Origin of the sequence: Kordia sp. (assembly GCF_965283645.1) — a bacterium.
Classification (GTDB): domain Bacteria; phylum Bacteroidota; class Bacteroidia; order Flavobacteriales; family Flavobacteriaceae; genus Kordia.
Genome location: NZ_CBDIPG010000001.1, coordinates 2,308,876 through 2,327,192 on the forward strand (window position 1 = coordinate 2,308,876; position 18,317 = coordinate 2,327,192).

The 18,317-nt window shown below is 30.2% G+C and carries 13 protein-coding genes; 8 read left to right on the forward strand and 5 right to left on the reverse strand.

What is annotated here, in order from left to right; all coding sequences use genetic code 11:
* Nucleotides 1-8: 8 nt before the first annotated feature.
* The 5 genes from ACQ654_RS10200 to ACQ654_RS10220 all read left to right on the forward strand — a co-directional run bounded on the left by ACQ654_RS10200 (nt 9) and on the right by ACQ654_RS10220 (nt 9,874).
* The gene (locus tag ACQ654_RS10200) at nt 9-278 is read left to right on the forward strand and encodes a hypothetical protein (RefSeq protein WP_430410227.1); all 270 of its coding nucleotides are present in this window, start codon (nt 9-11) and stop codon (nt 276-278) included.
* 570 nt (nt 279-848) lie between these two features.
* Complete coding sequence (locus ACQ654_RS10205) at nt 849-2,906, forward strand: tetratricopeptide repeat-containing sensor histidine kinase (protein ID WP_430410228.1); 2,058 nt, start codon at nt 849-851, stop codon at nt 2,904-2,906.
* Nucleotides 2,907-3,806: a response regulator transcription factor gene (locus ACQ654_RS10210; protein WP_430410229.1), complete on the forward strand. Its 900-nt coding sequence runs from the start codon at nt 2,907-2,909 to the stop codon at nt 3,804-3,806.
* Between the two features lie 113 nt (nt 3,807-3,919).
* Complete coding sequence (locus ACQ654_RS10215; RefSeq protein ID WP_430410230.1) at nt 3,920-4,855, forward strand: hypothetical protein; 936 nt, start codon at nt 3,920-3,922, stop codon at nt 4,853-4,855.
* On the forward strand, nt 4,856-9,874 hold the full coding sequence (locus ACQ654_RS10220; protein ID WP_430410231.1) for a CARDB domain-containing protein: 5,019 nt from the start codon (nt 4,856-4,858) through the stop codon (nt 9,872-9,874). It abuts the gene before it with no gap.
* An 88-nt stretch (nt 9,875-9,962) separates the two neighbouring features.
* Here ACQ654_RS10220 and ACQ654_RS10225 read toward each other — a convergent pair whose 3' ends face one another.
* Nucleotides 9,963-10,202 (reverse strand): helix-turn-helix domain-containing protein, encoded by a 240-nt coding sequence (locus ACQ654_RS10225; RefSeq protein ID WP_430410232.1) that lies wholly within the window; start codon nt 10,200-10,202, stop codon nt 9,963-9,965.
* Nucleotides 10,203-10,353: 151 nt separating this feature from the next.
* Between ACQ654_RS10225 and ACQ654_RS10230 the strand changes: the two genes are divergently transcribed.
* The 3 genes from ACQ654_RS10230 to ACQ654_RS10240 all read left to right on the forward strand — a co-directional run bounded on the left by ACQ654_RS10230 (nt 10,354) and on the right by ACQ654_RS10240 (nt 14,867).
* Nucleotides 10,354-12,711 (forward strand): T9SS type A sorting domain-containing protein, encoded by a 2,358-nt coding sequence (locus tag ACQ654_RS10230; protein WP_430410233.1) that lies wholly within the window; start codon nt 10,354-10,356, stop codon nt 12,709-12,711.
* A 390-nt stretch (nt 12,712-13,101) separates the two neighbouring features.
* Nucleotides 13,102-13,353, forward strand: a complete 252-nt coding sequence (locus ACQ654_RS10235) for a hypothetical protein (protein ID WP_046756456.1) — start codon at nt 13,102-13,104, stop codon at nt 13,351-13,353.
* A gap of 56 nt (nt 13,354-13,409) precedes the next feature.
* Nucleotides 13,410-14,867 carry a TlpA family protein disulfide reductase gene (locus ACQ654_RS10240; protein WP_430410234.1) on the forward strand — a complete coding sequence of 486 codons (1,458 nt, stop codon included), beginning with the start codon at nt 13,410-13,412 and terminating at the stop codon, nt 14,865-14,867.
* A gap of 5 nt (nt 14,868-14,872) precedes the next feature.
* Here the strand turns inward: ACQ654_RS10240 and ACQ654_RS10245 are convergent, their stop codons facing one another.
* The 4 genes from ACQ654_RS10245 to ACQ654_RS10260 all read right to left on the reverse strand — a co-directional run bounded on the left by ACQ654_RS10245 (nt 14,873) and on the right by ACQ654_RS10260 (nt 18,305).
* Nucleotides 14,873-16,657 carry a hypothetical protein gene (locus ACQ654_RS10245; protein WP_430410235.1) on the reverse strand — a complete coding sequence of 595 codons (1,785 nt, stop codon included), beginning with the start codon at nt 16,655-16,657 and terminating at the stop codon, nt 14,873-14,875.
* Between the two features lie 215 nt (nt 16,658-16,872).
* On the reverse strand, nt 16,873-17,367 hold the full coding sequence (locus ACQ654_RS10250; protein WP_430410236.1) for a hypothetical protein: 495 nt from the start codon (nt 17,365-17,367) through the stop codon (nt 16,873-16,875).
* A 158-nt stretch (nt 17,368-17,525) separates the two neighbouring features.
* Nucleotides 17,526-17,705 (reverse strand): hypothetical protein, encoded by a 180-nt coding sequence (locus ACQ654_RS10255; RefSeq protein ID WP_430410237.1) that lies wholly within the window; start codon nt 17,703-17,705, stop codon nt 17,526-17,528.
* 3 nt (nt 17,706-17,708) lie between these two features.
* Nucleotides 17,709-18,305 (reverse strand): hypothetical protein, encoded by a 597-nt coding sequence (locus tag ACQ654_RS10260; protein ID WP_430410238.1) that lies wholly within the window; start codon nt 18,303-18,305, stop codon nt 17,709-17,711.
* Nucleotides 18,306-18,317: the final 12 nt, after the last annotated feature.

Sequence of the window (18,317 nt, forward strand, 5' to 3'; positions counted from 1 at the left end):
TTTAGTTCATGGAAGTAATATGTCTACATGATGAAGCTTTTTATGAACTTGTTGAGCAAGTTGTTGAGCGTATGAAAGAAAAGCATAAGCTCCCAAAAGAAAAATGGGTGTCACAAGAACGTGCAATGGAAATTCTTAATGTTAAAAGTAGAACCACTATTCAGAAACTTCGTGATACAGGAGCAATCTCATATTCCCAACCACAGAAGAAAATCATCTTGTATGATTACGATTCCATTATGTCCTATTTAGAAACTCATCGTAAATCAACATTCTAATGGAGATAGCAAACAAACAACGATACGTCAAAGGTGTGAATCATGCTTATCTTCTAGCGGAACATCAACCTCAACTTCTTGAAAATCTTCTCAAGAGCGAATCACGTAACGATTACTTCATAGGATTACAAGACGGGAAGCGCATGTTTGAGCAAGAATGCAGTCAATCACGACTAAATGAACTTAACACCATGCAGAACAAGAAATCGAAAGATAGAGGCTTGGAGCGTTAGTCGTTCAACCAAGGTCTGAAAACCGCTATTTCAAAAGCCTAGGCAGTGTCTAAAATGGTTATCACAACTGTATTAGTATGACTAAATTATACTTTACAAATTGAAGCACCCCTCCTATTTGATAAGCCAAATTCATTCAAGATTAACATTTTAGGGAATAATATTTATGTAACTGATGTAATTCGAATTACTTTTCTACAACATTTAAAATGAAAATACTATCAATATAAGTGAGAATAGTGAATTTCTCAGTGAGAATATTCATGTTGTTAATTGTAAGTTAAACTATTGTTTAACAAAGTTTTAACATCTATATTTAAGATCTAATTCATCATATATGAAGCAGTTATACCTTTTCTTTTTTTTTAGTCTTCTTTCTTTTTTTCTTTTTGGACAGCAAAGTAAAATTGATAGTTTAAAACAAGTAATTAATCATACAGAAAAGAAATTAGTTACTATATATGATTTTTGCAATTCAGAAAAAGATAAAAGTAAGATAGAAGATTTTAGGTTATATATTGATTATTTAATAGAAGAAGCTAAAATTCAAAATGAAAAGAAATATATTTCTTTTGGAAATATATTATTATCAGATAAGTATCAAAGAATTGGAGATTACGACAATGCAATAAAAACAATAAATAATACAATAAATAATACTGAAAATAAATTTAGTGATTCTATTAGAATTGTTAATTTTAATCAAAAAGCTAAAGTGCTTAGATTTTTTAATCAAAAAGACAGCTCATTTGTTTATTATAGTAAAGCAATTAGTTTAGGTGAAAAATCAGAACAATACAGACCTTTAGGTTATGCCTATAATGGACTCGCTTCTCTTCATACAAATATGGGGAATTATACCGAAGCTATAAAAACACAACAAAAATGTTTAGTTATTGCAACGGATTACAATTTTGAATATTTACAAATAATATCTTTAATCGGTCTAAGTTGGATATATATATCAAATGAGAATTATTCTAAATCACTCGAGTATTTAAAAGATGCTGAAAGAAGAATTAAAATTATTGACAATCCTAAGAAGGAACAAGAATGTGACATTTATAGATTCATTGGATTAAATTATTCAAAACTGGGAAATCTTGTTGAAGGAAACAACTATAATCAAAAAGCTCTTAAATGTCTTGAAGAAACTGATAATCTTATACTCGCTGCAGATGTTGCTAATACTATTGGTGCTAATTATTTAAGAAGTAAACAATACAAAAAATCAATACCATATTTCAAAAAACTTATTTCTAAAGCACAAAAATTAAAATATAAGCAGATAGAGAATTATGGAATTATTAATTTATCAAGGGCATATATTGAAACCAATCAATTAATCGAAGGTGAAAATATATTATTACAAATTTTAAACGACACATTAGATGAAGTAATCTTACCAAAGAAATTAGAAAAAGTCATTTACCAGAATTTATCAAATTTATATGATCGAAATAATAATTTTAAAACTAGTTTAAATTATCATAAAAAATTCAAAAACCTTGATGACTCTCTAGCCTCTGCCCAAAAACTAAAAGAAGTTTCTGAAATAGACGCTAAATATAATAATGAGCTTAAAGAAAAAGAAAACCTCCAACTAAAAGCAGATAATGTAGAACAAGAACTTTTAACCCAAAAAGCCAATACTCGAAATTGGCTACTTATACTTGGCTTAATCACACTAGGTATTTCAGCTTTTTTCATTTGGAGGCGCTACAAATCCGAAGCCAAAGGAAAACAGATTATTAGTAAACAAAAAGATGAAATAGAACAGCAGAAAAACATGGTAGAAACTCTTCAAAAAGAGTTACATCACAGAATGAAAAATAATCTTTCATTTATCGATTTGTTCATCAATCTTGCTAAAGGACGATTTCCTAATCAGGCATACCAAACCAAGTTGAATGAATTGCAAAATAGAATGCGTAGCATGTTTGAGGTACACAAACAACTCTTTAAAAAAGATGATGTAACATCTGTACAAGCAAAAAGTTACATTGATACTTTGACTCAAAACGTTAAAGAAGCCTATGCAAAGAATAATGTTACCATTGTCAATACAACTGACTCCAAAGAAACTATATTAGCTGATACATCGTTTCCTGTTGGACTTATTGTAAATGAATTTGTAACTAACTCCTATAAATACGCATTTGATGACAACGAACAAGGAGCTATCAATATTGAATTAACGTCGGATACTTCCAACTATCATTTATCCTTAAAAGATAACGGTAAAGGCTTACCAACAGGTTTTAATATTGAAGATTTAGACTCTTTTGGAATGGAAACTATACAACTCTTAACAAAAGAATATATGGGAACGTTTACAATTGATGGTTCTGATGGGGTAACTATGGATATAACATTACCTAAAACTGCGGCATAAATGAAAGCAAAAGCACACATACTCGTTGTTGAAGACAAGTCACTTATCTATAAGAGACTAAAAATGATTCTTAAAGAGCATTATTATTCTGTGGATTCTTATACGCCAAGTGTAGAAAAAGCAATTGCTAACATTAACAAAAAGCGACCAGACCTAGTGCTACTTGATATCGATTTACAAGGTGAACATAATGGCATCTATCTTGGTGGTTTATTACAAAAAGAATACAACATTCCATTTATTTATGTTACCGACCTTGATGATGATCAAACGTTTTATAATAGTCTTAAAACAAAACATGGTGATTTTGTTTCTAAAAAAGATATTAATCTTACCGAAGAAGAACCAATCGTTATTCAAACCAAACCACATTTAGATGAAAAACGATTAATTCGTTCTATACAAACAGTTTTGGAGCAAAATAAAGCACAACAAAAATCAATCAATAAAGATTCCATATTGGCGTATGTAGATTATGTTCAAAGCACTAAAGATTTAGGTAATGAAACCATTTCACAAGTTCCAATACCATTTAAAGAAATAGCTTATTTTACTACCAATACCGAAAAAGTAGATGAAGTCAAAACCAAAGAACGTAATAAGACTACTTACATAAAATTAGAAAAAAATAACGCTCGCGTATATACATGGCTAAAAAAATCATATATCGTACCTAATAATTTGTCTTCTATTCTGAAAAAAATACCACACCACTTTGTTCGTATTAGTGATGATTGCATTGTTAATCTAGATAATGAATTTGCTTTACAAGGTAGAATCAATGGAAAGCGCATTAAAATTGCAGACCAAGTATTAGAGGTTTCCGATACATATAAAGTTGAAGTTGAAAAACGCATCGCACACTTCTACATTACAACAGATACAATTAAGAATAAATGATTTTCATTGAAAAACAGGTGATTTTCATTCTTATTAGAAAACACTGAATAAGCTTCATACTTTTATTTTAAATGTTGACAAGTAACCTTTTGTCATGCTAAAATTATTTTATTATGAAGAAAAAATATTTATTAATTATTGGAGCTCTTTTATTTCTCTTTATTGGAGGCTCTTTTGCAATAAACCCTTCCAAAGATTTTACAAATCAAAATAAAGTTGAAATAGGGAAAAATGATAAACTAATTCCACAAGAAGTTAACAAACAAAAGAAGAACACCTTAACAGTTAAATTAAAAAAAAATAAAGACCCAATTTCTCATAAACTTATTTATTCAGAAATTGAAGTTTACAACGAAGAAAAAGAAAAAATAGGTAGTATAAATTTATTTACCGAGAACCCTTATTTACAATATAAGCTAGGAAATAGACAAATAAATCCTTTTCAAGTTAACAACGCTGAGCTTGCTTTTTCCCAAACACATCTTGATAGAAATATAGCTTACCGGACAACTTTTAATGATAAAATCCCAAACCATATCGGAGTTACTTATACCGCAAAAAGTTCAGATTTTAATTATAGTAGTTCTGTTATCAAAGTTTATAATCAGTTTGGTGATGTGATCTTCGATTCGGATGTTTTATATGATAAAAATTATATGTTACCAAGCATTTCACCAAATGGAAAGTATCTGGCTGTTTATTCTTCTATTTATGAGGATGAAACTGAAAATTATCGTTTGATTAATGAAAATAAAATTGATTTTTTTGACTTACAAACAAATACAAAAATTCAGATTAACAATAACGATTTGAATTTAGATTTAGCTCACGGTTCTTTTAATGAAAATAATTTATTTATTACAACTAAAAAATCCATAGTAAGCATTATAGATATAAAAGCAGGTAGTTATTATTTAGGAAATAGAGATACAGGGCAACATATTACAGCCGTAAGAAATAACGAAGAAATAAAAATCTACACAGTTAACAATCTTAATAAAGATAACATAAAAGATGTAACTAATAATTTTCAAAAACATTCTTTATAAATGAAAAAAATAATTTCATATTTGTTCATTGCTTTTTCAATAAGTAGCTATGGTCAAATACAACATTTATATGCTGACTGGAATAATAGTACAGAAACATATTCGAGCCCACAATTATTTACTTCGAGAGCAATTTCAGAAGATTATGGACCAAGACCAAAGAGTGGTTATGATTTTCATGGTGGTATTGATATTGGTAAGGATGATTCTACAAACCCTAGTATTCTAGGCGACGCTATAGTTACACCTTTGAATGGTGAAGTTGTTTTTATTGATGATTCAGGCGTTAAAAATATTTTAGTTAAATATTCAAACAATGAATATGTTGTGTATAGACATATTTTTGAAGGTGGAAGCTCAGGAATTCAAGAATCAGGTGGGTTTGTAATGAAAACAACAAATGAAGGAACTTTAACAATAATAAATTTAAAAGCTAATCCTATAAAAGCTATTAGTACAGCTAATGGAGACACAGTTAGTTACGATCTCAATAATAATGGCATAATAGAATCTAACGAAACTTTTACTACGAGTAATACATTCAATCAATTTCAACTTATAGCGCCAATTGGTAACTCTGTTGGTTTTGCTGCTCATCTACATGTACAGTCAGTTAAAGAATTAAAAAATAGTGCAGGCAATACAACTACAAATATCGATAATATCAACGAGGTTATGACCTTTAATGACGATAGCAACACCTTTAATCCTCTTTATGATTTTAATTATACTGGTATTGCTTATAATGTAATTATGACTGATTTCTCTAGCTTAAATCAAAATTCTTATGTGAAAATAAGAACAGAAGTACCTGAGGAACATAGAACTGGACTAATAAAGAGATATGAAAATGGAATGTTTGATGTTCAAAATATTTCATTAAAAATAAGCCGATACAATGAAGATTCATTTTTAAAAATGAAAAAAAGTGATGGTAATTTTATTGAATTTGATTTTGGCTCCAAATCGAATGGTTTTTACCCAGAGGAAATGGAAGATGTTTCGGAAGTACCAAATGAGTGGAAAATAACTCCAACTGCCTATTGGAGTGGCACAACTAATAATTATGGTCTTTATGATGATTATTATTTAGCATTAACAGACTTTAATAGTAGAGCTATAAATCCAAATATTCAAGATATAGATAATAATGGGATGGCAGAAATAAATAATGAATCCCTTTATGGAGATGGTTTGTATAGAATGAAAGCTGTTTTAGAACCTGTTGAGGAAAGAAACCCTTTTTTCTACAGTAATATTGGACCATTTCAATCTTCTGTTTCAGAACCATTTATTATTGATAATTTCTATCCCTATGTTGAAAGAGTATTAGTAATTTATTCACTACTGGATGTCTATCATAAACGGTGGGAAAGAGATGGGAATTCCATGCAATTAAATGGTTCCAATGGTGGTGCAATTTTTGAAAACGGTGATGAATTTCATGTTAGAGTTTTTAGTAGTGAACCTCTAGAATCATTAAATCTCCAAGTAGATGGTATATCTACAGTTTTTTCTTTAACACCAAATATCAGTAAAACTCAGTGGGATATTGATTTAGTATATTCTGGTACAACTATTCAAAGAGATTTAATTTTTACAGGTTTAGATACAAATAATAATGAATTACTTAAAGGTGAAAATATTGCTAATTTAAACAATCATGTGATTCAAGGTTCGGGTTTAGGTCAAGGAATTACATTTGATAATGGATTAACAGGTGAAGACAGAACCCATAAAATTAATAATCTTGACGATTGTCAAGTTACAGCTAATGCAGGCTTAGATGTTACTATACAGAACGGAGAAAGTATTCAACTACAAGGTACTGGTGGTTCAATATTTTCTTGGTCACCAACGACTGGGTTAAACAACCCAAATATTTGGAATCCAATTGCTACACCATCTCAAACAACGACATATACATTAACTGTAACAGAAAATGGATGTAGTGATACCGATCAAGTAACAGTAATTGTTAATAATAGTTCTGGTGGAGGAAATGAACCAACTAATGATAATTGTAATGATGCGATTAGTTTAATAAGTAGTACGAGTTGTAATAGTGTTTATGGAAGTGTAGACTTCGCAACAAGAGAGGTAACTATTCCTACCCCTCCTTGTGATTCTCATCAAAATCCGAATGGCTTTGGAGTTTTTTATTCATTTATTGCTGTAAGTAACACTCATACTATAACTGTAGACCCAACAGGAACACTTGATGCGGTAGTTAGTGTATATCGTGGAAGTTTCTGCCCGATAATAAATCCATGGGACTGTGAGGATACTCCCGGAGGTAATGGAGTAACTACAATATTAACAAATAATAATTTTACGATAGGAGGAAGATATTGGATACGTGTTTATGATTTTGGAAATATAGAACCTCCTATCGGACAAGGTGGGTTTAATATTTGTGTAACTCATGACAATTCAAGTAGTGGAACTGGGATAGATTTAATAAGTAATATTACCAATGTAAATGATAATAACCCAGATGCAGGAGATCAAATTTCTATTAATTATAGTGTGAAAAATATAGGAGATACATCAACAAGTACCTTACCTACTATTAGTTTTTATCTATCTAGCAACCAAAATTTGACAAATAGTGATGATTTTTTAAATTCTGAAGCAATTCTACAAACAATATCAATCAATCAAACAGTTAATGGGGACATTTTAGTTGATTTACCTAATATTTCTGATGGTCAATACTATCTAGTTTCAGCAGTAGATAATATTGGATTTATAAATGAAAGCAATGAAAATAATAATCTAGATTTTTTCCCAATACAAATTGGTCAAGTTAACCAAAATGGACCAGATTTAGATATTACAGGTATGACGGTAATTGCAAATTCTGGATTAGCACCAAATCAAGAAATTAATATTGAATTAGAAATTGATAATGACGGAAATCAAGATGCTGATAATTTTGATGTTCTTTATTTTTTAGATATTGATGGAGATGAAGAATATGATGTTAACGAGTTTATGCGTCTAGCAAGTTTTGGAGAAATTGATGCAGGTGATGATCGCGTAAGAGATAGAGATATGTTTTTGCCATCTGGAATCCCTTCTATTGGAAGTTATAAAGTGATTGCAATTGCTGATTATAACAATGAAATAAATGAAACAGACGAAGATAATAATGATAAAAGTCGAACAGTAGGTATATCCACTATTACTCCTGCTGGACCTGATATTATCTGTGATTTTGTTAAATGGGAAATTAATGGAACAACGACACAAGTTAGTCCTCAAAATCTTTGTCTTAACGAAGAATATCGAGTGTATTGGGAAATCACAAACATTGGTAGTTTAGACGTTTCTGGAGGATTTCAGGTTTCACATAAAGTTTATATATCTCAAGATGAGTTTTTTGACGGTTCTGATATCTTTTTTGATTCTAGTAACATAAATGCAGGTTCTCATGATGTAGGACAAGTTTTTGAAAGAGATGATAATAACAATTGGGAAGGTGTTTCTCCTGGAGATTACTACCTTTTATTAATCGCTGACGAAGATCAAGAAATTGCTGAAATTAATGAGCAAAACAACGTTAGGGCATTTCCTATTACATTGAACAACTGTAATAATTCAGATTATCCAGATTTAGCTATCGAGATTACAAACTATACTCCTTATGCTTCTGCATTAGGAGATTACATAACTGTTGATATGATTGTTTCTAATTTAGGTAGTGTAGATGTTACAGATAATATTGATGTGGAGCTATTTTTATCTGATGACCAAATTTTTCATGGAGATGGTGGAAGTGGAGTATTTAATGATCACCAACTAACCGACAATGGGTTGTTAGTAATAAATCAAGATATTAGTGCTGGAAGTTCTATTAATATTAGTATGACAGCATATACGCTTAGTGATAACGGTAGTACATCTGACCCAATAAATTCAACAGGAATAAAATATTTATTCGCTGCGATTGATGAAGGTGGAGATTTTATTGAAACCGATAGAACAAATAATATTGATTTTGTTCCTATTGAATTTACATCTGTTGATTGTTATTATAACTTTGATAATGAGATACCTACTGTTGCGTATGATGACACATTGGAAGATCTATTTCTAGTTAGAACTGAAGATGACTGTACATATATTGTTGATAGTGTTGAAGATTGGATAACATCACCAAATAATTCATCCGAAACAGGTACAGAATACATTCTTGCATTTTTTCAACAAAACCCATACCCGTTTCCACGAACTGGTCACATTAATGTGGGTCCAGAAGTTTTTGAATTCGTTCAAGAAGCTCGACCATGTGAGTTTTTAGATGAGTCAATTAAAATGAGTTTGTCATCTCAAAGTATTACTGATATAGATTGTATAAATCAAGGTAAAATTGAAATAACTATGCAGAATGGTTTTCCAACATATACATACTCTTGGTCAAATGGGACATCAGATAGAGACTTAATTAATATAACTACTGCTGGAGACTATACCCTAACAGTAACAGATATATCTGGTTGTACATTTGAACAAACGTTTACTATTGGTGAAAATTTAACTCTGGATACAACAGTTACTAATAATGGTGGCATTTTAACATCTAACCAAAGTGATGCTACTTATCAATGGTTAGATTGCAGTAATAGTTCTAATACACCTATTGCTAATGAAACTGATGAAACATTTACTCCAACATCAAATGGAGAATATGCTGTAGAAATTACGTATGGAAATTGTACTGAAATATCAGAATGTGTAATGATTTCTACATTAAGCACAGAAGAGATCAACAAAGAGAAAATTAAAATTTATCCTAATCCGGCACAAGATATTTTAACAATTAACTTAGGTAGAACTTATTCAAAAGTAAATCTAGAGATATACAATATTGTTGGGCAAAGAATAAATACTTTAGAGTTTGAGACAAAACAGATTTTGACAATTAATACTAGTTTACTTTCTAGTGGTATTTATTTTTTCAAAATTAAAACCGACACAATGAAATCGAAAGAATTTAAAGTTATTAAAGAATAATCTTATAGGTGTAACCTCACTTAAAAACCAGAATGAAATATTTCTGGTTTTTTTGTTCATTCATGTTTTCCATTTTACACAAATGATATTATTCAAAACCATCTTTAAAAAACTCTTCAAGCGATATATCCAATGCCTTAAGAACTTTAAGCAGGGAAGAGAAACGTAAATCTTGACCTTGCTCATACCTACCATATTGCGCTCTTGGCAAGTTATGTTCAAAAGCAAATTGCTCGTAGTTAGAAAAACCTTTCTCCATACGTAAACTGCGTAGTTTCTCGCCTAGATTGGTGAGTTGCTTTTCAGTGTATTCATCCTTTTTAGCCATGCAACAAATTACTATCAATTCATATTAATTTGTTACCACTAATAAATTCATACTTATAAGTAGTATTTTGAAAAATAAAATCTATATTTGACACATAAACGACTCTATATGAACACCCTTAGAAGCCAAAGGGTAACTAAAACTAAAACAAATGAAAAAACTAATACTTCTTTTACTATTTCCATTAATGACCTTTTCACAAAGTTTTAATGAAACAATTATTGCTGATGCGAATAACTGGGTACAACCAAAAATTATAGATTTAGACAATGATGGTCTTGATGATTTGGTTTCTGTCAGTAGAGACGGAAATGTAGCGTGGTGGAAAAAAGATGCTACATTTAACTACACAAAGATTATCATAGACGAAACATCCAAAAGTTGGAATCACTTTGATGTTTATGATATTGATGGAGATTCTGATTTAGACATTCTCGTATCAGAACAAGGTTCTATTGAAATTTATTATAACGATGGAAATCAAAACTTTGTTCCTACCTATATTAATGGAAGTTCATTGTCATCAAATATCGTTGCAGGAGATTTTGACGCAGATGGATATATTGATTTTATCACTACGAGCAGAGGGCAAAACGGATCGCTGAAATTTTGGAAAAACATTCTCAATATTGGATTTCAACAAAGCACCGTAACTAATGTGCAAATTTCTACTGGAGATATATTAGTAAATGATATTGATAACGATGGTGATCTTGATCTTGTTATGTCAGTATCATCTGGTTTTTGGATGGGAAATCATATTCTTTGTTATCTCAATGATGGAAATGCAAATTTTATTGAACAAGTCATTAATTACACACTACCAAATGAACATCTTCAAATACTAGATTATGATACTGATGGAGATAAAGATTTGGTGGTAAAACAAGGGAATTGTTGTGTAGTTCTATTTAGCAATGATGGAAACCTCAATTTTACAGAAACCCAATTAACCAATGACGCAAATATGGATTCAATGCACATTGTTGACTTTGATAATGATGGCGATTTAGATATATCTGTTGTGTTTTCTGCATCTAATATCATCGATTCTTTTGGCTTCTATGTGAATGATGGAAGCGGAAACTTTATTTTAAACACCTTAGAAACTCTAGATAAAGGAGAACGCATTCAAAGCTTGGATTATAATACTGATGGAATGATGGATTTTCTCATAACTTCTTCGGCATTTGATGATCCACGACTCTATGAAAATATTGGAAGCGGAAGTTTCAATCTTACGACTCTTGATGATTCTTTTGTATCACCAACAAGCTTTTATACAGATGATATTGATAATGATGGATTGAAAGACATTGTCAGTACCTCAAGTAGTGAACATGAATTAGTATTATGGCACAACACAGGAGCGTTTAATTTTACCAAAATAGTCATTGATACTACTGAACCACTTATCAGTTATGCTCATATTGATGATATTGACGGCGATGGTCACAAGGATATTCTTGTATCAACTTATGGCTTTAATGAAGGAGAAGTTTTGTTATACACCAATGATGGTAATTTAAACTTTACCAAATCTACTTTTTTAAGTGTTACAGGAGTAGAAAGAGCTTTTACAACAGACATCAATAATGATGGTCATATTGATATTATTATTACTCGACCTGCTGGCAGTAACGGGCAAATATTTTACTATCTCAATGATGGGAACGGGAACTATCAACAGCAATTTGTAAACAACATTCCTGAATTTAAAGTGTGTACTGATTTTGTAGATATTAATAACGATGGTATTAACGACATCGCTACAAACGGAGCATTCTATTATCAAAATGATGGGAACTTAAATTTCACACAAGTATTACTTCCAACTGAAGGGAAACTTTTTGACATTGATCGTGATGGTGATCTTGATATTCTTGGAAGTAATTATGATTTCGCAAATTCTAGCAACATCATTTCATGGTTTGAAAATGATGGAAACGGCAGTTTTACTGAACAACAAATTCAAACAGGGAACACAATCAATAGTGGCGATATCTTTACCATACAAGATTTTGATGGTGATGGAGATATTGACTTTGTATCATGTCCGACCAATGATTTTAATTCAGAGCAATTATCTTTTTGGGTAAATGATGGAAGTCAAACATTTACCCGCACGGTTATGAACGCAAATTATATTACTTCAAATCTTCTTCTTTCTGATGATCTTGATGGTGATGGCGATATTGATGTTATTAGTTCAAATAATAAGTTTCCTTTTACCATTTGGAATAACACGAGTGATATTCCATTAAGTTTAGAAAGTCCAGAGGAAGTTACTGCAAACATTAAGATATATCCAAATCCAACATCTGATATTGTTACCATTGAATCAAATCATGTTATTACAAAAACAGAACTCTATAATCTTCAAGGTCAAATAATAAAGAGTGAATTTTCAAACAATAATATTGATATGCGAAATGTCGCTAATGGACTCTATATTCTCAAATTAAAAACTAAAGAAGGAAGTAAGATCTTTAAGATAATGAAACGTTAAAACTAATTATTGCAACTACAGGAAGGCTCGACAAAATGAAGATCAAAAATCAATAGATTTTGATATTTTTATCAGATAGATATTAAATTTCACCTCTAAATGTAACGCTTATACATTTTTTTCAATGTTAATACAATATCTTACAAATATGTAAGTTTATTACTTATATTTGAATAAGAATTAACATTCAATTCAATCCCAAAAGAACCTTCCTTTATACATAGCCAAATTATAAGTTAAAGCAATTTTAACTTACTCGTGAATAGAGCAACATTTACTCTTATTTCTTCATGAGTGGTATTTAAATAAAAATAGTATTGCTAAAAAGACATACATCTTGAGTGTCTCTAAATGTTCAAGAATACTATTTTAATAATTAAAACATAAATTATGTTACAAAACATTTTAAATTTAGAAGGAATTACTATTTTAACAAAGGCAGAACAAAATACTGTTATTGCAGGAACTGGGACAGGAACATGTTCAGCATTCATTCCTTGTACGATTCCTGGAGACCATGATGATTCTTGTGGTGGCGGACAGTACACTCACAATGTTTCTAAAAAGGAAGCAAAAGCATTTGTTGCTAATGGAGGACGTTGGTGTTGTGAAGGATGTTCGACAGCTAGCTGGATGCATTAACAAAATGAAATTACGGAGAGGGGAATATTTTCCCTCTCTACATTTAAAAAATAAGAATGAAAAATATTACGGTTGTTCTATTAATATGCATATTGTTTCTTTCTTGCAAGGAAGAAGTTACTCCAAAAAAGAAAATTGAAGAAGATAAGAAGCCTAACGAAATAGTAATGATCTTTAACAAGAGGTCATACACAAAAGACACCTTGCGTGCTGATGACGGTTCATATACCGTAAAAAGAGATAAGCCAATTTTTTATACTAATGGGAAAACGTACGAGAAGATATTCTTAGAACCTAATAACATTAGTAAAACGGATACTGTTAAAATCAAAACAGATATTTCCATTGTAGTTAATCATCGATACCATTTCTATTATGATTCATCATATAAGTTTAATGTTGGTGATACGATAATTTTTGATTATCCAAACGATGCTCCTCATGTTTCTGTTTTGAACAATACAGAAAAGAATGATTACAATGTTGAAGTAGATTATAATTTATCCCACGCTGTTTATAAAGGAGCTGTAGAATTTTATAATGAGAATAATAAACGATTTAGAACAGAGAAAGAAAAAACAGTATATAGAAATGTTTTAAAAGAGAATATTATTGAAAAAGAGAAAACACTTGATTCTCTATACGATTTAAAGAAACTTTCAAGCGATTACTATTCTTTCCTAAAGACAACGATTCACTACAAGAATAAAATCATTCATTCTAATTATAGTGCTGATCAAACTGAATTAAAAAATGATTCATTACTTTTTATTCAGAGCTACCAACACTTCTTAAACAACTTCACCTTTAAACATTTTGATATTTCATATTCCCAAAAAGGATATCAAAATTTACCTGATTATTTGACGCTGTATGATTCCATAGAAAAAAGTGTATTATTCTCAACTAAAATTAAAAACTACCTACTCTACAATACTACAAGAAGTATCATAAAGAATTACGATCAATCTAAGATTACGAAGTATTTTGATAAGTTCAAACAGGAGGTTAAAGACACAGTATTAGTAAATAGAATTTTAGAAGATTTTTTACTCGATTTTTCTTCACTTAAAACCGAAACTGCTGATGTTAATTTGATAAATATCTCAAAGGAGAGAAAAACATTGAATGAAATTATTCAAAGCCATAAAGGAAAAATTATATATGTTGATTTTTGGGCAAGTTGGTGTGTTCCTTGTAGGGAAGTAATGCCAGATTCTAAGAAGTTGATACAGGAGTATGAAAATAAAAATATTGTATTCTTATTTATTTCGATTGATACCAATTTCAAGAGTTGGAAAAAAGCTGCTAAAGATGAAAACATTTTATATTACAGACACAGCCAATTAGCGATAAACTATCCAAAAGCTACATTTTTTAAAGACTTACAATTAAAGAGTATTCCGAGGTATTTAATTTTTGACACAGATGGTCAGCTGATTCATAAAAATGCTCCGAGTCCTAAGAGTAATGATATTCGAGACATTTTAAATAGCTATATTTCTAGAAAATAGAAAATTTAATCCGCAAAAGATTGTGAATAAAAAATAATCATTTTATCTCTTTTCTTATCATATGTTATACATTCTTTACAATTATAAAAATTGTCCGTATCAAAGCAGATCGATTGGACATTTTTGAGGCATTCAAATGATCCCTTCTCAACTGTAAAACTATTCCCTGGAGATATAGCTATATTTTTAATTTTTGAAAATTTTCCGATTGCTACATAAATATTTTCACTAAATAAGCTAGGGTCTTTTGAACGATTATATAAACGATCATTAAGTATAAAAACTTGTGTATCAAATGATGCATTAAAATAATATTCATTATTCGTTAACCAATTCTCTATTTGAATATTATCAAACAACTCTCTGTATAAATTCTTCATACTGTCATAAAATAATATCTTAATTTTCATATCTTCTTTATCATATACTACAAAAACACCATCTTCCATATCATTTAAGAATACATTACCTATAGCAAAATTTAAGACAAACCACTTTTTTTTCCATTTGAAATATCTTCGATGATTTTCACTCATTTTTCGTTCTATGTAATTATGTGCACTTTCAAACGCTCCTGCTTTTTCTAACATAGATAAGTATTCAATAAATTTTTTTGTGCCATAACTATCTTTAAGATGATTATCAAAACGTGAAGTGCTATTTTCAAAATCATTATTCATTCCTCGAAAAAAATTATTCTGATCACACTCATTAGTGAAAATTGCAATCATATCTGTAATATCGTTATTGAATCTAGAATAAAGACCTATACGCCATTTGTCAGATTTATAAGTTGTAGAAAACCCAGGGTATAATTCTTTACTATTCAAATCTTTTAATTGATCTTCCTCAAGTTGTATTCCTTGTTCCAATAAATAATTTAAAAGTTCATAAATATTAGTTCCCAAAAAATTTATATATGATGTTTCATTTCTATCATAAGAAGTTAGATTATATGTTGACTTATTGTAATATAGTTCGATCCTATAAACATCTTTGTATTTATTATTTCCCTTAAACTCAGACCATATAGAAAATACTTTTCTATTTTTTAAATCTTGATCGCTTATCATATAGAAATCTTTACGAGTACTAGTAGGTTCTCCCATTGGATTTTTAGTTAAACTAATAGTTTCTACTTTAGAAAAGTATTTATCTCTGGGAAGTTCAACTAGGTTATCATAGCCTGAACCTATAGACCGCATAAAACCATTTTGAAACACCTCATAATCAGATCTCTTTTTAGTTACTTTTTTTTTGATTGGGTAATCAGCATTATCTGTATTGATTTTGTTAACATCAATACTATTAAAATATATTCTTGTATCCTTATCGTCAGAAAGTTCTATTTCAATAATACTGGGTGAAAACTTTCCTTTGAATCCAGAAGATGTTTCGATTCTTAATTCATTTGAACTCTTAATTTGATATACATGTATCTCATCGTTATATTTCAAATATAATTTATATTGGAATTTAGGAATCTCTACAATTTTTTCAGTAGTAACATATCTTATTTCTGAATTTTCTTGTACTACATTATTAATTTGAGATTCATATTGAAGTTCTTTTCCCCCATTTTCATAAATATTAGTTCCTGCTTTTAATTTAAAAACACCTAGTGGCGTTACAAATGAACTACTAGCATGAGTACTCACATTACCGTTATCATCTACACATATTTCTATTGGTAAAATAGGAGGTTGGTAGCATCCCTTAATTTTGACTTGAGAGAGTGCTTTAGAAAACACGAAAAAACAAATGAATAGAGTAGGTAAACTTATTTTCATTTTTATTGAATTTTAAATAAAAATACGAATTTTACTATTAAATATGTAATTTTCTAGAGTAGAATATGTAAGAGCAGGAAAGTCAAATTATAGAAATCGAAGAGTTAAAATAGTTTTCAAAATAATAAGTAGACCTGTAAATATACGTCTTGTGATTGGGAATTCATTTAATTACAAAAACATTCACATAAGTGAATGTTCTTAATTTTAGTTAGTTATTCTTTTTTAATCACAGCTTTAGAACTACCGTTCAAGGTAATAATATCAGTACGTGATGACTTCGGATCACTCCCTTTGGTTCGGATCAATCGCTGATTGTTAAATAATGGACGACACTTGATATTAAACTCCGTATATTTTACCGCTTTTTCTTTATCATCCAAACTATCAATATACGTTTGATATAACTCTTCGTTGGTCAATGATTTTTTCTTGGTATTCATCATGATATCAAATGCAGTAGTTGCAACTGAATTCAGTCCTTGTTTAGATTCTGAAAGGTCTAAATCTAGCGCTTTAATCTTTTCAATTTGTTCATCACTCGCATACTTAATCATTGCAGTAGCATCTTTACGATAGCCTTTAATACGATCAGTAATTGCTTGCTTATCTTCTTTTGCTTGATCAATTTTTTCATCTGCTTCTTTGAGCAGTTTTTGATCCTCGGTGATGTTTTGTAATAAAACATCAAAAATACCTTTGTTGTTCATGTGTATTTAATTTTAAAGTTATTGTTTCGTAATTCATTAAATCGTATTTCTTTGAATCCTCGATCTCGTTCGATGGTAAGAAGAAAAGGACGCTTCCAAGTTTCTAATTCGTCTATGAAAAAATAATCCCAATCTTCAAAGAAATCACCTGAGTTTCCCTAAGGCATGCCGGTGAAGTATGCATAGCATGTATTATTGTCTGGATAATATTCAACGACGTACCATCTGATAGTCCCTCCAGGATCAAAGAATCGAGTAATAATGATAGGGTCTTCAACATCATGTTGGTCTCCTACTTCTTCAAATCGCTTTTTGAGTTCATCGGTAATGAGTTTCATATCTTAAACAGCTTTGTAGAGATACAGAACATGTAAGTATCCATCTTCAGAATCATTCTCAGAAATCATGGTAGTCATCACTTCTGTAGCCTGTTCTTGGGTTTCATAAAAACGTTTTGGTGGCGTATCAACATCCGTTGCTTGGTCTTGAGTGACGCTGATGTCGTAAATACCATAAACCTTAATGATCTTACCTGCCTTGAGTTGCATTGATCGGAAATTACTGCGATCATACTTATCCCAATCCTCTGGCATTTTGTTACGTAAATAATGGTTGTGATTCGATAGTTGTTCAAGCGTATCGTTTACCTCCTGTGTGCTATGAGATTCATGTAATATGAGCTGTTGTTCCCATTGATTCAGATAAAAGCGTAGAATGCTCATATCATCATCAATAATGTCTAACAACTCATCATGAGTCAGTAGTTTCAAATCAACTTCGCTTAGTTCATGTTCGTTGAAAATGTAGCTTGTAATGTCAATAAGTTCTTGCTTGGTAAAGAAGTTTTTAAAGAACGGATGTATCCCTGTATGGAATTGCTGTCCTTCACCTAATCGCATGAGAAAATGTTTCACGACTGTTTGTGCTGTGATATTCATAAGTATTAAATT